19 protein-coding genes and 1 pseudogene are annotated in these 22,317 nt (G+C 60.1%); 10 read left to right on the top strand and 10 right to left on the bottom strand.

Features of this window, described 5'->3' with window-relative positions; genetic code table 11:
* Positions 1-21 precede the first annotated feature (21 nt).
* Entirely contained in the window at positions 22-111 is a 90-nt protein-coding gene (locus JO015_13250) for a TniB family NTP-binding protein (protein MBW0000061.1), read from the bottom strand.
* 81 nt (positions 112-192) lie between these two features.
* On the bottom strand, positions 193-1,053 hold the full coding sequence (locus JO015_13245) for a shikimate dehydrogenase (GenBank protein MBW0000060.1): 861 nt from the start codon (positions 1,051-1,053) through the stop codon (positions 193-195).
* 237 nt (positions 1,054-1,290) lie between these two features.
* Between JO015_13245 and JO015_13240 the strand changes: the two genes are divergently transcribed.
* The 5 genes from JO015_13240 (at position 1,291) to JO015_13220 (ending at position 7,524) form a co-directional block, all read left to right on the top strand.
* On the top strand, positions 1,291-1,785 hold the full coding sequence (locus JO015_13240; protein MBW0000059.1) for an MOSC domain-containing protein: 495 nt from the start codon (positions 1,291-1,293) through the stop codon (positions 1,783-1,785).
* 59 nt (positions 1,786-1,844) lie between these two features.
* Positions 1,845-2,156: a hypothetical protein gene (locus JO015_13235; GenBank protein MBW0000058.1), complete on the top strand. Its 312-nt coding sequence runs from the start codon at positions 1,845-1,847 to the stop codon at positions 2,154-2,156.
* A 482-nt stretch (positions 2,157-2,638) separates the two neighbouring features.
* A complete protein-coding gene (locus tag JO015_13230) occupies positions 2,639-2,869 on the top strand; it encodes a DUF5069 domain-containing protein (GenBank protein ID MBW0000057.1) in 231 nt (76 codons plus the stop codon).
* Between the two features lie 603 nt (positions 2,870-3,472).
* Positions 3,473-4,480: a Mov34/MPN/PAD-1 family protein gene (locus JO015_13225; protein ID MBW0000056.1), complete on the top strand. Its 1,008-nt coding sequence runs from the start codon at positions 3,473-3,475 to the stop codon at positions 4,478-4,480.
* 1,010 nt (positions 4,481-5,490) lie between these two features.
* Entirely contained in the window at positions 5,491-7,524 is a 2,034-nt protein-coding gene (locus tag JO015_13220; protein MBW0000055.1) for a glycoside hydrolase family 31 protein, read from the top strand.
* A 337-nt stretch (positions 7,525-7,861) separates the two neighbouring features.
* On the opposite strand, the gene JO015_13215 is transcribed toward JO015_13220, so the two are convergent.
* Entirely contained in the window at positions 7,862-8,533 is a 672-nt protein-coding gene (locus JO015_13215; protein ID MBW0000054.1) for a hypothetical protein, read from the bottom strand.
* A 918-nt stretch (positions 8,534-9,451) separates the two neighbouring features.
* On the opposite strand from JO015_13215, the gene JO015_13210 reads away from it, so the two are divergent.
* Positions 9,452-9,829 carry a hypothetical protein gene (locus tag JO015_13210; protein MBW0000053.1) on the top strand — a complete coding sequence of 126 codons (378 nt, stop codon included), beginning with the start codon at positions 9,452-9,454 and terminating at the stop codon, positions 9,827-9,829.
* A 384-nt stretch (positions 9,830-10,213) separates the two neighbouring features.
* Here the strand turns inward: JO015_13210 and JO015_13205 are convergent.
* Positions 10,214-10,565: pseudogene (locus JO015_13205) on the bottom strand (hypothetical protein).
* A 127-nt stretch (positions 10,566-10,692) separates the two neighbouring features.
* Complete coding sequence (locus JO015_13200) at positions 10,693-12,561, bottom strand: sodium:solute symporter family protein (protein ID MBW0000052.1); 1,869 nt, start codon at positions 12,559-12,561, stop codon at positions 10,693-10,695.
* Positions 12,562-13,137: 576 nt separating this feature from the next.
* Here JO015_13200 and JO015_13195 point away from each other — a divergent pair.
* Complete coding sequence (locus JO015_13195) at positions 13,138-13,314, top strand: LacI family DNA-binding transcriptional regulator (GenBank protein MBW0000051.1); 177 nt, start codon at positions 13,138-13,140, stop codon at positions 13,312-13,314.
* Between the two features lie 179 nt (positions 13,315-13,493).
* On the top strand, positions 13,494-14,264 hold the full coding sequence (locus JO015_13190; GenBank protein MBW0000050.1) for a FadR family transcriptional regulator: 771 nt from the start codon (positions 13,494-13,496) through the stop codon (positions 14,262-14,264).
* Positions 14,265-14,582: 318 nt separating this feature from the next.
* On the opposite strand, the gene JO015_13185 is transcribed toward JO015_13190, so the two are convergent.
* Both JO015_13185 and JO015_13180 read right to left on the bottom strand, forming a co-directional pair.
* Positions 14,583-14,966, bottom strand: a complete 384-nt coding sequence (locus tag JO015_13185) for an MGMT family protein (GenBank protein MBW0000049.1) — start codon at positions 14,964-14,966, stop codon at positions 14,583-14,585.
* Positions 14,923-15,072, bottom strand: a complete 150-nt coding sequence (locus tag JO015_13180; protein ID MBW0000048.1) for a hypothetical protein — start codon at positions 15,070-15,072, stop codon at positions 14,923-14,925. The genes JO015_13185 and JO015_13180 overlap by 44 nt, the downstream gene beginning before the upstream one ends.
* 614 nt (positions 15,073-15,686) lie before the next feature.
* Between JO015_13180 and JO015_13175 the strand changes: the two genes are divergently transcribed.
* Entirely contained in the window at positions 15,687-15,986 is a 300-nt protein-coding gene (locus JO015_13175) for a hypothetical protein (protein MBW0000047.1), read from the top strand.
* A gap of 331 nt (positions 15,987-16,317) precedes the next feature.
* On the opposite strand, the gene JO015_13170 is transcribed toward JO015_13175, so the two are convergent.
* Positions 16,318-16,854, bottom strand: coding sequence for a hypothetical protein (locus tag JO015_13170; GenBank protein ID MBW0000046.1), 537 nt, complete (start codon positions 16,852-16,854; stop codon positions 16,318-16,320).
* A 439-nt stretch (positions 16,855-17,293) separates the two neighbouring features.
* Here JO015_13170 and gntP point away from each other — a divergent pair, with 439 nt between their 5' ends.
* Positions 17,294-18,640: a gluconate permease GntP gene (gene gntP, locus JO015_13165; GenBank protein ID MBW0000045.1), complete on the top strand. Its 1,347-nt coding sequence runs from the start codon at positions 17,294-17,296 to the stop codon at positions 18,638-18,640.
* A 12-nt stretch (positions 18,641-18,652) separates the two neighbouring features.
* Here the strand turns inward: gntP and JO015_13160 are convergent, their stop codons facing one another.
* On the bottom strand, positions 18,653-19,255 hold the full coding sequence (locus JO015_13160; GenBank protein MBW0000044.1) for a hypothetical protein: 603 nt from the start codon (positions 19,253-19,255) through the stop codon (positions 18,653-18,655).
* A gap of 106 nt (positions 19,256-19,361) precedes the next feature.
* On the bottom strand, positions 19,362-22,256 hold the full coding sequence (locus JO015_13155) for a response regulator (GenBank protein ID MBW0000043.1): 2,895 nt from the start codon (positions 22,254-22,256) through the stop codon (positions 19,362-19,364).
* Positions 22,257-22,317 lie beyond the last annotated feature (61 nt).

Below are 22,317 nucleotides of genomic sequence, written 5' to 3'. Positions count from 1 at the left end.
GTGTAAGTCGTTGGCCAGAAATCACAGCGACTTTAGAAAGATGCGCTGCTCGCGGAAGGTGCCCGCCAGCATCGAATGGATCTCGTCGATCACCAACATGCGCACTTCCAATTCCCGGTCTCGCCCAGCAATCCCCCCTCAAGCGTACCACCACTTTATGTGCTCCCAACTACTTAGGTTGAGCATCCCAGTTTAAACGCCGAAGATGTCCTCGAGCGTCTTGCGCATAACTGTGGGCTCAGGATCGATTCCAGTCCAGTACCGAATGCTGATTACCCCCTGGCTGACGAGCATGCCAAGCCCGTCGAGAACCTTACAGCCGCGCGCTACCGCATCCTGGATGAGCTGGGTCCGCGGTGGATTGGGGATGACATCGGCAACGACCAGACCAGGACGCAGACTGTCCAGATCGAGATTAAGTCGACCTTTCACCTCAGGGAACATTCCGATCGAGGTTGCATTCACGACGATATCGCTTGCCTCTGGGATGCAGTACGCCCGATTCCCCCACGCCACAAATTCCGCCTTAGCCGGCGTCTTCTCATTGAGAAGGGTGACCAATTCCGACCCGCGCACCGGATCACGGTTCACCACCGTGATCGAAGCCGCCCCGGCCAGTGCGGCTTCCACCGCGATGGCGCGCGCGGCGCCACCTGCACCGAACACCAACAACGCTTTTCCCGCAGGGTCGGCCATTGTCCGCAGGGCCGTGAGAAACCCTTGTCCGTCGGTATTCTCACCGATGTAGGCACCGCCGCGCCGCACGACGCAATTGACTGCGCCGATGACGGCAGCTGAACCGCCCAGACCATCCAGATACTGGCGTATAGAAACCTTGTACGGCATGGAACAATTAAAGCCGATCCAACCCATCGCGCGGGCACCGCGCACGGCATCGCCGAGCGCCTCCGGGGCCACGTCACAATTGATGTAACGCGCGTTGATGCGGTGGTGTTCATAGGCAGCCTCAATCATCGCTACGGTCGGGTTTTGAGCCGCCGGCGTGGCGAATGATCCAGTGATCAGGCTCAGGAAGGTGGGCTGCTCAGGCATAAATGTTCCAGGGGTGAACTGGGCTCTCCGTAGGATGGGGAAGCCGGAGGGGGTGAGACGGCATGCTTTCCTGCCGCTGTCGTATTCAATTATTGAGACGAACCTTGAAAAGGCAAGCTCGGCACATGCCGTTCGGGCAACTTCCCGAACCGCGTTTTCAGAGGTGATGCGGCATTTGCAATGCACGTCCCAATAAATGCAATTGACTCTTGAGGTGGTAAACCCCCGTACGGCAACATGAGCGACGCCTTTCTTGAAGCCATCTTCATCACTGCGCATGCAGGTGCCGGGATGCAACGCGTCCACGAGGTGGAAGCCCTTGCCGGACGCGGTCTGGCTGGGGATCGTTACCTGCTCGGCACCGGCTACTACTCGGGGCATAACGCCTGCCAAGTGACCCTCATTGAAGCCGAAGCGCTGGAGCGGATGGAGGCCGGCTTCGGGGTTCAGGTGAGCCAGGGCGAGCATCGGCGCAACTTGGTCACGCGCGGCATTGCCCATGCCGAACTGCGCGGTCGCCGCTTTTCCTTCGGGGAAGCCGTGCTTGAGTATGAGCGGCCCCGCCCGCCGTGCGCTTACCTGGAACGCCTGACCCAGCCGCGCATGACGCGCGCCCTGGGCGAAGGGGCCGGCCTCTGCGCGCGGATCATCCAAGGGGGCATCCTGCACGAAGGCGATCCCATCCGGGTGCTGTCGGGAGGCGCGTTGCGCCCTTTTCCGCGGCTGCCTTAGAGGTCACCGCTGTCCCGGCCTTATCGAACTTCCGCCGGCGGCGGGGAATCCTTTACAGGATGACGACGCGTGACAGGGAGACCGAAATCGGGGCCGATCTGATGTTTCGAGCCGCTCGGCGCGCCCGCACCCGCCCGCCGTTCATGGCATGGCCGCTCGCGCGTTTTCAGGAGCAACAAGGCTGGAGCGGCCCGCAGTTAGCTGCGTACCTCGGGCTGCCGCCCGACCGGTTGCCCCGGTTGGCGCTCTGCCTGCGCCCCCGCGCGGACCACCGGGCCGAAGACGTGGCCGCCATTGCGGCCCGGGTGGGTTGCTCACCCTCGGCCCTGGCCACCCTCCTGCAAGGGGCCACTGGGGATACGCGTCCTTAAGGCTGACCCCACAAGTCGTCGCCCCCACCGCTGCGTTCTGTATTTACGGGCCTCCGTGCTTACGATTTTGCGCCTTCACGGCTTTCTGTAGCCACAGATCCAAAGATTTGCGCCCCGGCCGACTGGGATCGCACGCCCGGGTAAACCTCATCTTGGCCTGAGCCGTCCCCGACCCAAACTTTCCCAAGGAGGCCTACGCCGTGCCGAACGCACCCACGGCAGCTCCCGAGATTGTCCCTCCGCTGGGGCTTCACCTGCCGCCATCGCCCCCACCCTAACCCCGCCCACGACGCCGCTATGCCAATGGAGATTCAACGCGTTTGCACCCTTGCGCCCGAGCGTGGGCCTTGGTTCCTTAACCGAAATGGCTCCTGAGAGCAACGCTGCGCCCCAACCGGCCATCAAGCTGGCCGACTCTTGGCCCGCGACCTGCGGGTCCAAGACCCCGCAGCGTTTGCGCGCCGTTGGGGCCGATCCCGGCCGTGGCCGCCCGCGCCGTCGACAAGTGCCGTGCGGAATTGGTGGGCCGAGCCGGGCCCTACCGGTATAACTGCCCCTTGGACCGGCAGTTCTTCGGGTTCGCGGGCCTCGACGCCGACGCACTCAAGGCCAAGCTGGCCACGGGGGCCGCTGACCAGCAACTGGCCGACTGGATGCTGCGCAAAGAACTGGCAAGTGGCCCCTTGCCCTCTAAAGCCGCGATGCGCCTTTAATGCACGACCGTGACGCCGGGAGCAATTAGCCGATCCGTCCACCCGAAATCTGCGTCGAATCGCCCAGCATGAATGCTCGTCCCCAACTCGGGCTTCACACCCGTTTCCATCCTATAACCGCGTGTCCGGCTGAGCGCCATCGGAGGCAAGGAACAAATCGAATACGGACTTTGCGAAGTCTTCGCCGCGCTTTTTGCAACGCTCATACGAAAGCCATGCTGCCACTGCGGCTGAGAGCGGTAATGCCGCAAGTAACCAGCGCTTCTCCGGCAAAGCCTGCCATTGCGTCACGGCAACCACGGCGGAAAGCAACCCAAGAAGGCTGAAGAGGGTGAGAAGGCAGCGGAAAAACCCGTACTGGGCGTTAAAGATTTGTGGCCGGTCATTGAGTTTATCGACCGCGGTGTAACAAAGGTGAAAGACCTAACTTCGCGGCAAGAGGCCCGCCACCGGTCGCGCCAAGGGTCCGGGATTCGGGTGTTTTCCCGGCCAGATCACCTCAGGGAGTGGTTCAAAGCAGAAGGGCTGTCGTTAGAGTCGCGGGCGCACCTGATCACGGATGCCGGTCAATTGGTGCCCGGGCTGACGTTGGCCGATGACGGCATGGAGTTTTTCGTCCACTCGCCTTTTGGCCATCGTCAAAATGAAGAGGTGGTCATCAACCGGAACGACAATTGCCTCGTGCTGCAAGCCACTTTCTCGGTCGCCGGTACGCTCACCCGGTCGCTGATGCTGGCGGACATCCGGTGGGATCCACTCGATGCCCTCATTGGGATCACGCGCTCAAAAAAGCGTATGGAGCGGCTGTGGTGGGACATCTGCAAGCTTCCGCACCACTGCAGCGCCTTCTCGCTCTATGAAGAGAAAGGCGAGGTAAAGACGATCCCGACGCCGAACATCGACTGGCTCTATGGCCAACGTGGCGAGGGGGCGATCTTGGTGTGCTCAAGCGACCCGATCCCGTTCTCGGAGACCCCTCAACCGCCGCACTTCCAAGCCGCCAAATATTACCAAGATAAATTGGGCCAAGTCGCGCGCGGGCAGTGGCTTGTTTCCATGGAGCACCCATCGGCATCAAGACCAAGAAAAATCGAAATTGAGATCAGCCATCACGGCGCCAACGCTTTCCGTGAATCTGCCGATGCCTTGAACGCGACCATTTCCATCTGGAAGTTGGATCAGAGGATGCAGGTCATTCGCATCGACATCCCACCAGAACCGGTAATCACCCAAACTGTCGGCGGATGGGTAATCTGCACAGACGAGAGCCTCTTGCGTGCGGCAAGCCGTTCCCGGCAGCTGCAGCTGCCTAATGAAACCGGCGGCGTGCTGCTGGGCTCCTACGACATGCAGCGCCGGATTCTTTACGTGGTGGACATGCTGCCCTCACCACCGGACAGCGAACAATGGCCCACCTCTTACAAACGCGGCTGTCGTGGCCTTGCCCGCACGGTTGATGGCATTCGGGAGCGCACGCTACTGAACCTTGATTACGTCGGCGAATGGCATTCGCATCCGGAGGGCTGCAGCGTAGGCCAAAGTGACAAGGACCGTCACGCGCTGGGAGAGATCAGCACGGAAATGGCTCAAAAGCCGGCTTACCGGGGCTGATGTTGATTGTCGGCACCGCAGGAGAGCACGCCTTCTATCTGGAAGAACCGCGCTGAATCCACTTACGGAAGCGTTTTTGCTCCGCCGTCCTTTGGTTTAAGCGCAACTGCCCTTCGCGCGCGAGATGGGCAAACCGGCGCCACCCGCTGTGCTTTAAGGGAGGCTTACCTTCGCGAAGCAAGCAGGCGTGAGGGAACCGAGCAAGAACGCCGACGATCGTTGGCTGCCCATTGCCCCTGGTTTTTCACGGTACGCGTTCATGCCCTCAGGCTACACCCTGGAGGAGGCGTTCCGGACCTTACACCGGTCCTTCCGGCCGGTGTAAAGCCCAGGGGTCGTAGCCTGAGCGTACCACAACTTTTTATGCTCCCCCATTACGCCCTCCTGTTCCCAGCCTGAAACGCCCCCGAAACGGGACCAACCCCGCGCCCAAACCGGCCTGCCCCACGCGCAAGCAACCCGCCGGGGCACGTAACGGGCCTTCCGGCCGCGCACGACCCGGGCGGGCGCGGCCGCCGCCGCCCCCCAACCTGATTAAGGCCATGGCGCCGAGCCGGCCCGATCAGATATGACGTCCCCCAAGGTGTGGTAGATTCTGCACCAGCGCCAGCGGCTCGCTAGCCTTGAGCGTGCCCCGGACCGGGCGGAAGAGAGTTGAGCAGCCTGGGAGATCTGCAAAACCCCTCGGCCAACAAAAACATACACTTAAAGGAATTTGCACCAGAACCCCACGCCTCTGGGGTAACACAAGGGCGGGAGCCGATCAATTGCTGCACAAGGCCTTTTGCCGGGACACGGGGCCTCCGCCCTTGTTGGGTACGGTTTTTTCTGGTCTGGTCGCAACAGTTTCCGTGGTTCTGCTGGTGCTCTTGCTCAACCTGGTGCAATTGCTCTTACGGCGGGCGTGAGCGGCCCCGCACTTTATGGTGCATCCGCTTCTGAAGACGTTAAAGCCACCCCAAGAAACGACATGAAAAGCGAGACCAGCACTTTATTTTGGAGCTGACGCGATGTTCCATCAACAGAATCACTCCCTCATTCGCGAATATGCCGGCGAGACGCTCGTCATCGAACCCTGGGGCAAGGACAGCCTGCGGGTCCGAAGCGCCATGCGGGCAAGCTTCGAAGGCGAAGACTGGGCCCTGCTCCCCGGAGGACGTTCGGAGCCTGCGGAGATCCTCCTCCCGGCAGACGGTTCCGCCTCGATCACTCACGGCCGGCTTACGGCTCGCATTGACCCGAGAGGACAGGTCACGTTCCTTAACCAGAAGGGCGAGATCCTGTTGCAAGAGTTTATGCGCATCAGGCTCGGCAACATGCAGCGAGGCGACGAGCAAGTTGACCCGGAAGCGGTCACCTACTTCAACAGCGCCCTCTCTATCCACCCGCGCGAACTCAAACCGATCCCGGGCGGCGATTACGCCTTGACGGTGCGCTTTGAATCCCGGCCCGATGAAAAGCTCTTCGGCATGGGTCAGTACCAGCATGGCTTCCTGAATCAGAAAAACTGCGTGCTCGAACTCGCGCAGCGCAACTCGCAAGCGTCGGTGCCTTTTGCCTTGTCGAGCCTCGGGTACGGCTTCCTCTGGAACAATCCGGCCATTGGCAAAGTCACCTTCGGCAAGAATTGCACCGAATGGACGGCCCTATCGGCCAAGCAGATCGACTATTGGGTCACGGCAGGCGATGAGCCCGCCCAAATTTTATCCAACTACGCCGAGGTGACCGGGACGGTTCCCCTGATGCCTGAATACGGCTTGGGGCTGTGGCAGAGCAAGCTGCGCTACCAGACCCAAGACGAACTGCTCAGCGTCGCGCGCGATTACAAGCAACGTGGCCTGCCCCTCGACGTCATCGTCGTGGATTTCTTCCATTGGCCGCTCCAAGGCGAATACCAATTTGACCCCGCCTACTGGCCGGACCCGGCCGCGATGGTGGCGCAACTCGAGGCTTGGGGCATCAAGCTGATGGTGTCGGTCTGGCCGACCATCGACCGCAACTGCTCACAGTTTGCGGAAATGCACGCCAAAGGGTTGCTGGTGAGGGCTGAACGCGGGGTCGCGACCACCATGGAGTTTCTCGGTGACACGGTGTTCTTCGACGCCACCAACCCGAAGGCGCGAGAGCACGTCTGGAAGCTCATCAAGCAAAACTATTATGACAAGGGCGTCAGGATTTTCTGGCTGGATGAGGCGGAACCTGAATACGCCGTGTATGACTTTGACAATTACCGTTATCACCTCGGGTCAACGCTCCAAGCGGGCAACATCTACCCGCTGAAGTACGCGCAGGGTTTTTATGAAGGCATGGTTGCTGAGAAGCAGGAGCACATCGTCAACCTTGTCCGGTGCGCCTGGGCGGGCAGCCAGCGCTACGGCGCGCTCGTTTGGTCGGGCGATATCGATTCGAGCTTTGAATCGTTGCGCATTCAGCTTGCTGCGGGCTTAAACATGGGGCTGGCGGGGATCCCTTGGTGGACGACCGACATCGGGGGGTTCCATGGCGGGGTGAACACCGACCCCTCGTTTCGAGAATGCCTGATCCGGTGGTTTCAATTCGCCACCTTTTCGCCCGTGCTGCGCATGCACGGGGATCGAGAGCCCCACAACAAACCGCTGTCGGTGAGTGGCGGCGGCCAATGCGCCAGCGGCGCGCCGAACGAGCTCTGGAGCTTCGGCCAGGAAGCCTACGGCATTTTGGAAAACTACTTGCGCCTCCGTGAACGCCTGCGCCCGTACCTCCGCGGCTTAATGGCCGAGGCCCATCGAAGGGGGGCTCCGATCATGCGGCCGCTATTCTTCGACTTCCCACAAGACGGCCAAGCCTGGGCGGTGGAGGATGCCTACATGTTTGGGCCGGACGTGCTGGTTGCGCCCATCTTGTTTGAGGGGCAACGGGCCCGTGACGTTTACCTGCCTGCGGGAGCCCGGTGGGTCAGCCATGGGACTGGAGCAGTTCTTGACGGCGGCCAAGTAGTCAATGAACCTGCCCCGATCGAACATTTGCCGGTCTTTTTCCGCGAGGGCGGATCCGTCCGGCTCTGACTTCAGATAGCCGCAAATAGGCCCCAAATCGGAATGGCGCTGAGATCAGGGCATTTTGGAACAATTTTGCGAGGGCGTCGGCGGACGCCCAGGGACCGAACCCGACAGCACTTTTTGGCTCAGCTCACGCATCTCGCTAAGTAATTGTTCACCGGCAAACCGGTCTCGGCAGTTGCCATTGCGGCTGCCTTCCCCTTCGGCCGTCCGAGTACCTGCGGCCCTTCCCCATGCGGACGGCTTTCCCGGCCTCGGACGACTCCGACCGCTTCCGTCCCGTGGGCCTCGCGACCATTAGGCAATCCCGTGTCCCTGCGAGCCGAACGTCCGAGGCCACGCTTTAGAATTGCACACGGCCGTTCTTGGCTCTTGAACAATAGGTATCACCCGGCAACTTCACGCCTTTGCCCCTACCTTGGATTGCCGAACCCATGGCCACGATTGTACCCGGAGCACAATAATGGTTATATTGGCAATTCAGATCCCCGCGATACCCGGTGACGACGATCGCATTATACCCACGCGCTGTTAAAGCAGCTTTCAGTCTTTGCGCATACGGTGCCACTGGGTTACCTTGGAAGGTCGCCGTCAGACCTGCGGAGCAGCAAAATAATCGCAGGTCAACAAAGGTTTTTGGCAGCCCTTCTTTCTCTAAATGTCTGGCAAGCTCAATGGCGGAATAATACTTCCACGCTCCACCTTGCGCAGAATATCCGGTGAGAGAATTTCCATCCGGGACATATTGCGCTCCACGTTGCACGCCGATGCTTAATGCCCCGTCATTTAGCTGAGCTTTAACCCCGTGGGCAAGGATGTATACTTTGTCGGCAGCAGTTACGTTGCTTAAATAGCCCCCGCCGAACTGACGCCGCAGCGCTTTGCCGATGCCGCTTGAGTCAGCCCCGAGAATCTGATAGGGGGCTTTTCCTAATCGGGTACGGCCATTATTCCAGTCGGTTGCCATCGCCGCCATTTCACCCGTCATTATGGGGATGTAGATGTATGAAGCCATGATTTTCCTCCTGCAAGGTCCGCTCAGCGACACGATCTCTCTGAAACGCGCCGACGTGACCCTTGCGCTAGAATTCACTTATCCGGCATGATTTATGTTCATTCTTCGTAGGAACGTTGAAGGCGGAAATCGATCCAAGCCGATGCTGGTCTGGTGGCGCCGGAAACGGTGTCGCGAAGGCCTTTGTCCGCGGAATCGCCCCGCCGTTAAATGCATCCACCCCTGTCGAGCCTTGCGTATATGCCGTGGCCAGGAGCATGCACAGTTAACAGGTAAAGGTTAGTTGGTTGGCCCGCCGCCACGCCGTCGAAAGCCACCTCCTCCAAGGGGGGAATTTCTTGCCCCGTCCACCAAAGACGACCTGCCCCGCGCCCTTGTCAAGGGAGACCAGGACAAAACGGGGCTACGCGGCTTTCCGTTCAGGGATCCCGCTTTTCACACCGGGCCTGCTGGGTTCCAGGTTGTCTGCTTACGACGTTCCGTGCTTCAGGCTCTCCAGGTTTCGGGAGCTGCACTTTTTCGTCAACCTCGGAAACGGCTGAAGCCGGTTCGCGTTTTTGAGACGTACGTCACCAGCCACCGCGTGTTTATTTCAAACTACGGCGAGCACACCCGGCAGAGAGAGGGAGAGAGAAACCATTTCGACCGGGTTTACCGAATCAACGGTCAACCAAGTGGGCGAGTAAGCGGTCTGCAAAAAGGAGCAGGTGGGCTGGGCCGACGCCGGCGCCCACCGTTTGTTGCAAAAATCCGGACTCAGGTGCTCAATGGGGATTGGCACCAATGCGGCCTCTTGCGCTTAAAGTCCTCACCGTCAAAGCTCCATCTGCCCACCGGTCAACCCATTCACCGGCTACAATACCACTCGGTAGAAAAACTGGGTGGTCCGAAGCCGCCCTTTTGTGCAAAGTGCTCTGCATGCCGTTGACCCGGGTTCGGAACCGGTCAGGCCGCCCGCTGATTTCGCCATCGGATGCAACCACCACGCCCTGCCAAACGAACCAAAAGCTGGAAGCTGCTAAACGGATCTGCTTTATGGGTTTCGATATTCGTCTGCCGATCGGCTATCTCTTCACTATCCTAGGGTTGTTGTTGACCCTGTACGGTCTGACTACCAACGGCGCTGCTTTCTATCAGCGCTCACTGGGGTTGAATATTAACCTCTCCTGGGGAGTGGCGTTATTGATCTTTGGCTTAATCATGGCATACTTCGCCAATCGGTCCCGATCCCGGCTGCGGCGGGAGGTGCCAGAGACGCTCCCTGAAGGCTCCGCGCCAACGCAGCGCTTGCATTAATTGAAGCGGTACCGACTGGGTTAAAACGCCCTGCCCCGAGTGCAGACAATCAGCTGGCCGGTTTTCCCTCGGCCGAACACCATCTCTTCGATCCGTAATCCGTCGGTCGATGAACTAGGCAGGTACACGGTGGTTACGAGGGGTTCAGGCCTCCTGCCCCTTGAAAACCACGCGATCGCCTGAACCCACCGTTTTATGTTTCTGACGCCTCCAGGTGTTGGCCGTAGAAGGCGCTCGCACCGTGTTTGCGCAGGAAATGCTCGTCGAGCAGTACCTGGGGAATCGGTAGAGTATTCGGGTTGAGTTACAGCGCCTTCAGGGCCATTTCGGCGACGATTTCCAGCCCCAGCGCTTTTTTTCCATGGCCCTCTTGCCGCTCGGTCCCTAGCGGTGAACGGTCCGCGGCTTTAAACCAGCACCGCGCGGATTCGCGTCGGGTCTAGATCCTTGAAGCGTTCGACGATCACGTTGCCGGTCTCCCATTCGTAAGCGGACTCGATTTCCGGTGCCGTCATCATGCGCGTCACCGGAACGGCACCATAAAGGTAGTAGCTGCCGATTCTTGTTCGTTGTTTCTACCCGCGTCGCCCCCACCGGGTCCCCTTTGCCGCCGGTGCCCAGGGAGATGGATTTCCAGAGAGGGTTTGCCTTCGGCGATCGATTCACGCACTTCCAGCATGTGCGAGCCGAGCACCAGGTGAGCACTGGGATGCAGGTGGTAGATGTGACCTTCCATGAAGGAGGTGCCGCCCTTCAACAACAGCAGACGCCTGCACCGGATCCCAGGGGCACCAACAGGCGTCCCTCAACTGGTCAGGGAAGCTCAGTGATCGGCGGGCAAGGGGTCGCCGGGCCTCATACGCTTAGAAGAAGATGACGTTTAGGACCAGAGCGAGGGCAAGAACCAAAAGCCCCACCGGCACCGGTCGGGTATACCAGGGACCCGTTTCGCGGTCCTTTTCCGTAAGGGAATAGACCAAACCCTTAAGCTCCTCGTCGTTGTGCGGCTTCGTCATCAGGCTGATGAGGATCGTCACGATGAAGCAGGTACCGAAAGCAAAGATGGCCGTCCAGAAGCTCTGGGCCATTTCACTCGGGTAACGATTCACGACGTAAATCCACCCGCCTTTTACCCCTGGGGAACTCTCGGCCGGCAGCGTTAGCCCGTGGTGAGCCATCGCTGCGACCGTGCCGATCAATAATCCAAAAAAGGCGCCGTGACCGGTGGTGCGTTTCCAGAACATGCCCAGCAAAAAGGTCGCCAGGAGCGGGGCATTCACGAAGGCAAACACCAGTTGCAGGATGTCCATGATGTTGTTGAAGGCCGAGGCAAAATAGGCGGCGACCACCGATAAAAGGATCCCAAACACTGTTGCAAAATGTGCCATCCGCAGGTAATGCTCGTCGCTTTCGTGCTTGCGGATGTAGGCTTGGTAGATGTCGTAAGTCCAAACCGTGTTGAAAGCGGTCACGTTGCCCGCCATGCCCGACATGAAACTGGCCAGCAAGGCCGTCAAGCCCAGACCCAGCATGCCCGCCGGAAAATAGTGCAACAGCATGTTGGGAATGACCAAGTTATAGTCCAGGACCACCTTGCCGTCCTTGTCCTTGACCACCTGTCCCGTCCGGGCATTAACCTGAGGCGGCAGGAGGTCAGTCTGCCCTTCAGAGGCGCCGGCTTGGGACGGAATCACTTTGGCCGTTTCGGTGGTTTCCGCCGCGGCGGGTTCGACCGTGGCGGCTTGCGCGGGTGCGGCCGTAACGGGGTTGGCATTCGGGCTCTGGGTGCTTAATGCCAGCGCAATCAAGCCCGGCAAAATGACCAAAAAGGGAAACATCATTTTGGGAAAAGCCGCAATCAACGGGGTGCGCCGCGCGGCGCTCATCGAATCAGCGGCCATGGCCCGCTGCACCACCAGAAAGTCCGTGCACCAGTACCCAAAGGACACCACGAAGCCCAAGCCCATGACCAAGCTCAGCCATTCAAGCCCCAGCGGGTTATTGTGCGGGCTGTCCATACCGGACCAGGAATGCACGTAAGCGGCCGGCAGCTTTTCTTTGAGCCCGGACCAACCGCCGACGTTCTTGAGCCCGAGGAACACCAGCGGGGCAAAACCAGCCACGATGAGAAAAAACTGCAAGACCTCGTTGTAAATGGCGCTGCTTAGGCCCCCCAGAAAGATGTAACAGAGCACGATCAGGGCCGAAATGATGATGCTGACGTGAAAGATCCAACTTTGCGGCAAGCCCATCATCCGGAACGGCGTGTCGAAGATGTGCAGGGTTTCAATCAGCAGCGCCATGGCGTACATGGAAATCCCCGAAGACATAATGGTCATGCACGCGAAGGTGATCGCGCTCAGGCCGCGGGTCTTTTCGTCAAACCGCAACGACAAATAATCCGGCACCGAGCGGGCGCGGGAGCCGTAGTAGAACGGCATCATAAAAATGCCCATGAACACCATGGCCGGAATGGCCCCGATCCAGTAAAAATGGCTGGTGACGATGCCGTACTTGGCGCCGGACGCTGCCATGCCGATGACCTCTTGGGCCCCCAGGTTGGCGGACAAGAAGGCCAGGCCGGCTACCCAGGCCGGGATGGAGCGGGCGGCCGAAAGGAATTCGGCACTGGTGTGCATGAATCGTTTCAGGGCGAAGCCGATACCCAGGACGAACCCAAAGTAGACGACCATGATGACGTAATCGACCCACTGCAGCTCAGAATGATGCATATTGCGCGAGGTGCTCCGGTTGGGTTAACTCACCAGTAATTACCCCGTATCCTTACGGTAGTAACCTGGGGACCTTCCAGCCCTTGGTTCGCCCTGCATCGCTTGGTGGTTTTATCCAATATGATAAAACAAGGGAACTGACCGGTTGGGAACGGAGGAGATTATTAATATATTAATATATTAATATTGCTGTCTTTCCGGGCTTGTTCTGCATCGTTTCCTGTCGGCCAAACGCGTGCACCCCCAGCGCGTCGCTTCCCAGCACGTGTCCGGCGTCAGCCGAACCTGCCCGCAGACGCTGCCGATCGCTCGACGAACCTTCATGAGCAGCCTTGTTTCAGCCGCTCGGAAAGCCTAAGTGGGCATGCAAAAAATTAATGCCGGCTCCGGCTGGTGCGACACTAATTTTTGGGGATTCACTCAGTGTTCACCCGTACCCTGCGTAATAACGCGCTACCGAGGACGGCTCTGGGATACGCCGAAAGGACAAACGCCGAGATGGCCGGCTGCGGGCTCGTGTCGAAGTTCATTTGGCGGGGTGTTGAAACAGGTTCTGGTGCAGATTTTGTAAGGTGTATGTTTTTGTCGGGTGAAGGGTTTTGCAGAGTTCAACCCGCCGGCGGCGGGGCCCAGATCGCCGCCCGGTCCGGGGTGTCCTACCAGACGGGTTCGCGCGTGATCAACAAAATGCCGGACGTGACGCCGGAGACGGGGCTGCGCGTTGGGGCACTCGGCGGACGGCGTGGGCGCTGACGCAAAAATCGTCGCGCTGAAGGCCGGCCCTTTAGACCGTGGCGCCCTGGCTGCCCTTGCAAGGACGGAGGAAAACGTGGGGAGCTCCCTGCGCTTTACCCGATGCCATTTGACAATCAAAATAGACGTGTCATGTACCCGTGAACGTTCACGGGTACATGTTTAAAACGCCTTCCTCTGTGTCATCCGCGTTTGAGAACGTTTCACCACTGAGAGGGGTCGATCGACCCCGGACTGAGGAGCTGGCCTCCAAGATTGAGGAGCTCCTGTTGGATAAGGCGATTAAACCCGGGGTACGGCTCGGAAGCAAGACGCAACTGTGCCGGTGGTTCAGGGTCGCGCAAGGCACCCTCAACGAGGCGCTTCGTGTGCTGGAGACGCGCGGCGTCGTCGAACTCCGCAGAGGGGCCAAGGGGGGGGTATTTGCAGCGGCCGCTTCCCTGCACCCCTGCCGGGATGAAATGTTTTTCGAAACCGAGCGTGACGCCGCGGCCCTCCACCAATGCCTGGCGGTCGCGACGCGGCTCGAGCTGCTGGTTGCGATCGAGGCCGCAAAATCGGCCCAGCGGGAAGCTGTCGGGGAGCTGCGTTGCTTAGTTGACCAAATGATGGTTGCCGACCCGAGCCGTTGGTTCAAGTGGCACTGTTTATTTCAACGAAAGCTCACCGGGATGGGGTCGAATGGCGTGCTCACTCGCGTCTACCTGACGCTGCTGAGCTACCTTGAGCAGCTTTTCACGGACGTGGCCCCTCTGCTGGATTCCTCAAGCTGCCAGCGCGCCGTTGCCGCGCATCGCGCTTTGGTTGATGCGGTTGCTTGTGGGGACGCGCCACGGGCGGCGGCGACGGCCTCGGTGGCGTGCCAAGGCGTATTCCCGTTCGCCCCTGAACGAGCTGTGCCGTCCTGCCCACAGACGGGATCAGCCCAACCTTTTGAAATGTTGCCTTGAGCTTACCGAGACACAACAGGGGAGGTTAGGAGGCTCCTGAAGACCGAAAAGTAACCCGGTATCAGTCGGGCCGACCTGATGGATCGGGTCATGCGAGGCAGGAAGCAGGCGCGAGTGGCCGTTCTTGATGGTGGTCACCGAGAGTCGAAAAGATCGGGCAACGCCCCCGGCCCGCTTCGCGATTTGGCTGCAGTTTGACGTTCATAGCGATCTTCGGATTCGAAGGCTGGTTCATATCTCTATCGCATACACCTTTATTTACCTCCAGAAATTGCAAACGGCCGCGTTTGCAGGTAACGACTTCAAGCGAGGGAGTGGTCACTCTTCTGTCCGGAAACCGGAACCTTTGCCCGGCCTGTGAAGGGAGACGCTTAGATCCACTCGTTCTCCTCGAAACGAGACGCCTTCCTGACGGAGCCGGGCCCGTTGCTCTTTCGCCGAAGCCCCTGATGTCTTGATTGCACCGTCCGCACCGACCACCCGATGCCATGGTAGACGGTCGAAGTGTTCTCCGCGCAACAACCGGGCTACGGCACGGTGGTAGCGTGGATAGCCGGCTGCTTCGGCAACCTTTCCATACGTACTCACCTTACCGGCTGGAATCGCCAGGATTGCTCTTTGGAATGCGTAATCCCGCTCGAAATCTTCGTCCCGCCGGTCACCACTCCTGCGCTTTCTTCCGAACCAATGATCCATTTGCATTATCAATCGGCGCTGACAACCGGTCGGCTATGCTGGTGGTCATGATTAAGGCGATGCCGAGTGAATGGCTGCAGCGTTCGACTTCGAGAGAAAATGCCTGATCCATTCTTACTCCTTTTCCGCTGGCTGCCCGCTGGCTGCCCCTTTGCCTCTTTCAGGTTACCGGCTCTGCCGGGGGCTGTTCACTCCCACCAGGTTTGTTCGCAGACTCTGATTAGTCAAGCAGACCTCTAATCTGGTTTACGTGTCAACTCGCGGGCAGCCCGGTCGTACAGTACACTCCAAGGTCGCCGAGCGCGCTGGCGACCAGCGTTGGGCCCGCAACGGCAGTCAACAGTTACGCCGCGCCGTCTGATGAGACTCCCGTAGCCTTGAGCTTCTCAACGCACATCTTGGAAAATCGCTCCGCCTCAGCTGCCACCCCTTGCGGCAGATCCGGCGAGGCTCGGCCGAGTGCCACACCGGAGACCAGAAACAACCGGTGTCAACAGGGACAGTGGCCCAATGTTCCGACAACAGGTCGCCGGCGGAGATTGCCTGACGCTTGTCGTTGCGTTGCGCGAGCGTCGCGGGCAAGCGCGGGATGAGGCCAAATGTCGCCGATACTCTCCTTTCCAGCCTCCGGTTTTAAATAGAGCATCACGGCCAGTGCCGGTGCTGCCGCGCCTGCCGACGTTGGGACCGGCGACCCTCCCCGGGACCGGGGCTGTTTACCCCGTGATGTTTCATTCGCTGTTCGGCGACGTGCCCGTGCGGGTACGCTGCTTGCGCAGTTGCCCTTGCCAGGGCGCCTCCTGCCAGAGCTTCTCGACACTCTTCAACGGCAAACACCCGATCGCGCCGGAGCTGAGCTTCGTGACACCCAGGCCAGCCGCCCTTTTGGCCGAGCACCCGCTCAACCTGGCCCAGGAGCAACCGCCACCTGAGCCTTCGGCGCCATTCAATATGCGCGCCTGGAGCCTGGACCTGACCAGCCGGCACGGGATTTTAGATAATAATCGCCATGCCGGCTCAACGTAGACTTTGGTGCACGGCTCAAACGGGGCGGCGGGCGCGAGGGGATTCGACCCAGGCGTGCGGCCGCGATCTATCCTGATGCGCAGGACCAAGCAGCAGGTCCCGTTATGCGGAAGATCTTAAGCCGGTACGGCCGTCATTGCCCTGGCAGCTTCTGGTTTTTCCACTTTCGCTCCCAATAATCAGAGGTACCCGGCGCCCGGGTCTCGTACCGCCAGGAAACCTCATGAGGAGTCTGCGACGCCGCACCCGCATGCACCGGGACCACCGCCGCGAGATTGTGCCGCTGCGTGTGGCTGGGTCAAGGAGAGTGGGCGGTGACTAGAACGTGCCGTTAGCCTCGATGATGCATTCGGTGGTGGCGTGGTCCGCTCGGCTCAGCCGACCCTGGCCCGCTCACAGGCACCGGCCTTACGACGCGGCCGTCATCGAGCACAATGGCGTAGAAGGTCTGGGCGCTTCCGCCGATATTCCCGGTCATCTGTACGAGATAATAGGGCACCGGACTCGTTTCGTACTGGACAGAATCGACTTTGATGTTGGACGCGTTGTAAAACCCGCCGGGTTTACTGCCGCCAAGATCAACGGTCGAATTGGAATATGGATCACTGGGGTTCCCTTTTATGAGACCGCCCGCCCAGCCCACGGCCGTAATCTGCGCCGCGCCAGCCGACATCGTCACAAGTGAGGAATAAGGCATGTCGGGATCGGTCTTGATTTTTCCGACGGTGGTACCCGGGGGGACGTCAAGCTGGTAATACTGTTCGGCACCACCTGCCTGACGGACGGCGTAGGTGACGGCGTGGGCTGGCGCCGTTATCGCGGAGCAAACAACGATGGAGGTCAGAATAGTTAAGAGGCTACGTTTCATAACGTGGTTAGCATAAAAGAATCTTGTGCGCAGCGCTATCAAACTGTGATCCGATCATGCTGGCCGGTAACGAGGACAACCTCATCCGACCTTCTTTGCTTCCTGGAAGTACCCCACGGGCAAAGCGCGTGCGACGACTGCAACGAGACCGGCACTCAGGGGCTGTCTCGTGGTCCAGGAACCTTTTAGCTTGCACTGGGCAGTGGATTCGGCCGGCGCCCAAAGTTGGACACAACCGCAAAAGAGCCGTTCGCTGCCGCCGGATTTGTCGCGGGGTCAAAGCCAAAGACGAAGCGCCAAATCGCACCTGCGGCCCGTGTTTTGAGCCCGCCGGAACCCACCGCCGCCCGGTTCGTTCCAGATTCAACTTTTTTGCACTTAATCGGTCAGGCCGAGGGGAACGGCATCCGGCTGCTGAACGATTTAATTGCATACGACAATGGCAGCGCTCTTCAGCATTCTCTGGGTTCTGCTCGGCATCAGCTTGATGCTGCTGCTTAATCTCAAGTTCAAGGTCAACTCGATGGTCGCGCTGCTGCTCGCGGCGCTCCTCGTCGGCGTCCTTGCCGGCATGGATCTCCTCAAGCTGCTCAAGACCATCAAGGCCGGCTTCGGCGACACGTTAGGCGAGTTGGCGATCATCGTGGTGTTCGGGGCCGTCATCGGCAAGCTGATGGTGGACTCCGGCGCCGCCCACCAGATCGCCCAGACGCTGCTGCGCCGTTTGGGCCTCAACTTGGTCGAGGCTGCCGTTATCAGCATCGGCCTGATCTTTGGCCTGGCGATGTTCTACGAGGTCGCCTTCATCATCCTGGCCCCGCTGGTGGTCACGATTGCGGTCGAGGCCAAGATCCCCTTCCTCAAGCTCGCCATCCCCGCCGTGGCCGCTGCCACCACCGCGCATTCCCTCTTCCCGCCCCAGCCTGGACCGTTGGCCCTGATCAATGCCTACCATGCGGACACCGGCATGGTCTACATTTACGGCCTGCTCGTGGCGATACCCTCGGTGATCTGTGCCGGGCTAATCCTGCCGCGCCTCCTCGGCGACCTTGAGCGTCCCGTGCCGCCGTACCTTCGGGCGGAGAGCCCGGTGGACGAGCACAACCTACCCTCCTTCGGCATCTCGGTCTTCGTGCCGCTGATTCCGGCGATCCTCATGATCTCAGTCACCATCGCCAACCTCTGGCTAGTCAAGGGCACACCGGCGCACACGGTCCTGAATTTCTTGGGCTCGTCCCAGATCGCGATGTTCATCGCAATGCTCGCCGCGTTCTACTTCTTTGGTAGCCGCCGCGGGCACAACATGGAGTGGGTCCGGCACGCCTTCGAGGGCGCCGTCAAGGGCATCGCCATGGTCGTCCTGATCATCGGTGCCGGTGGCGCACTCAAGCAGGTCATCATTGACACCGGCATTGGGAATACCATCGGCTCGCTCATGTCCGCCGGCGGCGTCTCGCCGTACCTCATGGCCTGGCTGATCACGGTCCTGATCCGTCTGGCTACCGGCCAGGGCGTCGTGTCGGCCATGACTGCGGCCGGTATCGTGGGTGCGGCGCTCCTCAACCCGGCAACACACACCATCACCGCCGTTAACCCGGCCCTGCTGGTGCTGGCCACCGCCGCCGGTTCGAACACCCTCACGCACATCAACGATGCCGCATTCTGGTTGTTCAAGGGTTACTTCGACCTGTCGGTCAAGGACACCCTGAAGACCTGGGGTCTGCTCGAGCTCACCAATTCGGTAGCCGGCCTGAGCATGGTCATGCTCCTCAGCGTGTTGGTCTGATCAGCGCAAAGCTCAATTCGATTCCGGACCAAAAGGCCAGGGGTGCTCAAAGTCCATCGTTTCCGTGTTATAGGTCCCCGGACCAAGCTTTATCCAGTTTTTATCCGCTTTCGCAACATTAGCGTCCGGGTTGGCGCTGAACTCTTTCATGGCTGCCGGGCTCGAGCAGACGTAGAGCTTGCCCTTGTAGATATAGAATACGTTGGGATCAATATCCTTCCGCTCTCCTTTGGACATGCGGTTTGCGCAAAAGCCGCCATACTGCGGCTCAAATTTCGCGGGACTCTTGTCGAAGTCCGCCTTATTCGTCTTCGACGCGAATAAATAAGTTGCACCGTGATAGGTGCTGATGATGGAGGGGTTGCCTTTTACTGCTCGACCTTGCTTGAAATAGGCGACGGGATCATAGCCTTTGAGGATCACGTGGTAGCGCGTGAGTTTAGCGCGCGTTTGGGTTTTGGCGTCTTTTTCAGCCAGGACGATTGCGCCAACCGCGCTGCCGATCTGGTCAAGGGCGCGTATGGAGGTTTCGGACGCACGCATACGGGTTGGACCGGCGGTTAGAATCAGGGTTACGATACCAACTGCAGCAAGCGAACGTGAGAGGATTTTCATGCTTGAACTCTGAGTTGACGGTTTTGGTTGAGCTTGTCGGTGGAACGCAGCCGACCAACGCTCTGAGTTCCCGATCATGGTCCGGTTCGGGAAGGGTTGCAAAGTTTTACCTCCATGGACATCGAAATGGTATGAGGCCTTCTTCTGTGAGAAATGCGTTGGTCCGTTCCAGCTGCCGGACCAGCTCCATATACGCAGGTCCGGCATCCCGGACCCGTTGCGACTTCCCCAACGACTCGATTTCCCGCAGCACCGGCACCACTGCTACTATGCCGCAGTTCGCACTTGCACCCACGTGCTGGTGAGCGAGTTGCGCCACTGCGTTGGCGTCGCCTGCCTGCATTGCCGTTCGGAGCCTGGCGAGAAAGGCAGTGGTTTCCTCCAGATACGCCTGCACAAGGTCCCGGAGCCCTGCCGGCTCACCCGCGCAAGCTTCGAGCAGCTGCGTCAGGTCCACCGGCGCGTTTGGTTCAACCGGGCCCAGTGCGGCGCCGGACACCGATTCCGCAGCACCTGCATCGGTCAGAACCGGTACGGGTTCTCTCGAGGCGGCAGGCGTTTCTGACGTCCGTCGCCGTACCCTCGATTCCCATTGCGCCCAGCGTTCCAGCGCCGCTTTAAGTTCCGCCGGCCGGATCGGCTTGCTTAGGTAGTCGTCCATGCCGGCCTCAAGGCACTTCTCACGGTCGCCCTGCATGGCGTTAGCCGTCATGGCAATGATGTACGCGGGCGCGTTCCATGGGCATTGCCCGTCCTGTTCCCGGCGCCGGATTGCGCGGGCGGTTTCGTACCCGTCCATTTCGGGCATCTGGCAGTCGAGAAGAACGATGTCGTAAGGGATGTGCTGCAGCGCTTCGAGAGCTTCCAGCCCATTGGCGACGGCGTTCGCCCGGCAGGACAGGTTGCGCAGCTGCGCCAGTGCTACTTTCTGGTTGATGGGGTTGTCTTCGGCGACCAGAATCCGGATCGTGCCCCCCGCGCGGCTAGGGAATGCCGTCGGGAGACTGCCACATTCGGCGGTCGAAGTTCGTGCGCCTGGCGGAGCTTCCGCGCAGGTTTCCGTGAGTGCATTTACCAGGCAGTCAAACAGGCGCGACTGTTTGACGGGCTTGACCAGGTATGCGTGCAGCCCGGCTTCCCGCAATTCGCCGGCGGCGAGCGATTGTCCGAGCGAGGTCAGGACCACCAATCGGGTCGACGCGATGGTGGGGTCGGCTTTGATCACGCGCGCCAAGTCAAAACCGTCGAACTCCGGCATCTGCACGTCCAACAACGCCAACGTGAACGGATCGCCGGCGGCCGCCGCGGCGCGCAGCGCCTGCAATGCCTCTTTGGCCCCGGGCACGTCGTAGGGCCGCATCTTCCAGGTGGAGGTCTGGTGGAAAAGAATTTCGCGGTTGACCGCGTTATCGTCCACGATCAGCACGCGCACCCGGAACAGGTTGCGGTCGTCGCGGTCTGCCGAACGCGCGCCCGCCGGCTGCTTGTCGAATCGGGCGGTGAACCAAAACGTTGACCCCTTTCCCGGCTCGCTCCGAACGCCGATCTCGCCCTGCATCAGCGTCACGAGTTGTTTGGCGATGGCGAGGCCCAGGCCGGTACCGCCGTACCGGCGGGTGGTTGAACCGTCCGCCTGTGTGAACGGCAGGAACAAACTGGACTGCGCTTCCGGCGGGATCCCGATGCCGGTATCGCTAACTTCAACCCGCACAACGGCCTGCGTTTCAGTTTCTTCCGCCAACTCGGCCCGGATCACCACTTCCCCGGCGCGGGTGAACTTCACCGCGTTGCCGATGAGGTTGGTAAGAACCTGCCGCAGTCGTCCCGGGTCGCCCCGAAGGTGTGTGGGCATGCCGGGCGCAATCATCGCCGCCAGCTCAAGCCCTTTAGTTTGGGCTCGCTCGGCCAGGAAATGCACGGTGCTTTCAATCGTCTCGCCCAAGTCAAAGTCGAGCAGTTCAAACGTCAGTTTGCCAGCCTCGATCTTAGAGAAATCGAGGATGTCGTTTATGATCGTCAGGAGGGTATCCGCGCTGGACTGAATTGCTTCCGCAAACTCGCGTTGGGCGGGCGCCAGTTTGCCTTCGAGCAACAAGCCAGTCATGCCGATGACGCCGTTCATAGGCGTTCGGATCTCATGGCTCATGTTGGCCAGGAATTCGCTTTTCGCCCGCGCGCCCATCTCGGCCGCGACCTTGGCGGCGCGCAGGTCTTCCTCGTCGCGCTTCCGCCGTGTGATGTCGCGCGACAGACCGAAAGTGCCGATCACGTTGCCCTCCTCGTCCCGGAAAGGCATTTTAGTGGTCAGTGCCCATGTTTCGCGTCCGTCGGGCCAAGTCTCCTTTTCCTCAATCCCGACGATCGGTTCACCGGTCGCGATGATACGTTGCTCATCGGTCAGCGCCTCGCTCGCGTGGGCGGACGTAAAAATTTCCGCGTCCGTCTTGCCGATGATCTCTTCGGCGCTCTTGAAACCGTGGGCCGACCACATTGCCCGGTTCGCCAGCAGGATCCGGCTTTCGCGGTCTTTGAAATAGATGTGGTCAGGGAGGCTTTCCATCAACATGGACAAGTAGTGCCGGTCCCTGACCAAGGCCGCATCGCGCGAACGCTGCTCGGTCACGTCCCGCACGACGCCATAAACGCGCCCGGGCGCCCCATACTTATCGCGGCAGATACGGAAACGCAGCTGGAGAAGACGCGGGGGACTGTTTCCTGGATGGGAGACGCTGACCTCGACGGCGGCTTCGTCGTTTGTTTCCACTGCAGCCGCGATCGCTTCGACAACTTTCGCACGGTCGCCGGGGTCGATCAGTTGCAAAAAATCGTCACGTTTGCCGGAGAAGCTACCGGGCGCCAGCCCGAAGTACGCATGGGCGCGGTCGTCGAGGTTCACCCTGCCGTCGGGCAAATCCCAATGGCACTCGCCCAGGCCGGCCGACGCCAGCGCAAACTGGAGGCGGTTCAGCAATTCTTCCACGGAGAAAAGGTCAGCGGTCATGGATAAGTGGCGAGCACCAGTTTTTGCAGGTGTGAAGAACGGCGCAAGCAGTTCCGGATTT

The organism is Verrucomicrobiota bacterium, from assembly GCA_019247695.1.
GTDB lineage: Bacteria > Verrucomicrobiota > Verrucomicrobiia > Chthoniobacterales > JAFAMB01 > JAFBAP01.
This window is presented reverse-complemented; position numbering and strand designations above follow the sequence as displayed.

Bases quoted from the DNA above. Each gene is read 5' to 3' on its own strand.
- JO015_13170 (MBW0000046.1), bottom strand. From the start codon at position 16,854: ATGAAACGTAGCCTCTTAACTATTCTGACCTCCATCGTTGTTTGCTCC.
- JO015_13200 (MBW0000052.1), bottom strand. From the start codon at position 12,561: ATGCATCATTCTGAGCTGCAGTGGGTCGATTACGTCATCATGGTCGTC.
- JO015_13245 (MBW0000060.1), bottom strand. From the start codon at position 1,053: ATGCCTGAGCAGCCCACCTTCCTGAGCCTGATCACTGGATCATTCGCC.
- JO015_13195 (MBW0000051.1), top strand. From the start codon at position 13,138: ATGTTTTTGTCGGGTGAAGGGTTTTGCAGAGTTCAACCCGCCGGCGGC.
- JO015_13235 (MBW0000058.1), top strand. From the start codon at position 1,845: ATGACGACGCGTGACAGGGAGACCGAAATCGGGGCCGATCTGATGTTT.
- JO015_13160 (MBW0000044.1), bottom strand. From the start codon at position 19,255: ATGAAAATCCTCTCACGTTCGCTTGCTGCAGTTGGTATCGTAACCCTG.
- gntP (MBW0000045.1), top strand. From the start codon at position 17,294: ATGGCAGCGCTCTTCAGCATTCTCTGGGTTCTGCTCGGCATCAGCTTG.
- JO015_13240 (MBW0000059.1), top strand. From the start codon at position 1,291: ATGAGCGACGCCTTTCTTGAAGCCATCTTCATCACTGCGCATGCAGGT.
- JO015_13175 (MBW0000047.1), top strand. From the start codon at position 15,687: ATGTTTCATTCGCTGTTCGGCGACGTGCCCGTGCGGGTACGCTGCTTG.
- JO015_13185 (MBW0000049.1), bottom strand. From the start codon at position 14,966: ATGCAAATGGATCATTGGTTCGGAAGAAAGCGCAGGAGTGGTGACCGG.
- JO015_13220 (MBW0000055.1), top strand. From the start codon at position 5,491: ATGTTCCATCAACAGAATCACTCCCTCATTCGCGAATATGCCGGCGAG.
- JO015_13225 (MBW0000056.1), top strand. From the start codon at position 3,473: ATGGAGTTTTTCGTCCACTCGCCTTTTGGCCATCGTCAAAATGAAGAG.
- JO015_13180 (MBW0000048.1), bottom strand. From the start codon at position 15,072: ATGGATCAGGCATTTTCTCTCGAAGTCGAACGCTGCAGCCATTCACTC.
- JO015_13215 (MBW0000054.1), bottom strand. From the start codon at position 8,533: ATGGCTTCATACATCTACATCCCCATAATGACGGGTGAAATGGCGGCG.
- JO015_13210 (MBW0000053.1), top strand. From the start codon at position 9,452: ATGCCGTTGACCCGGGTTCGGAACCGGTCAGGCCGCCCGCTGATTTCG.
- JO015_13155 (MBW0000043.1), bottom strand. From the start codon at position 22,256: ATGACCGCTGACCTTTTCTCCGTGGAAGAATTGCTGAACCGCCTCCAG.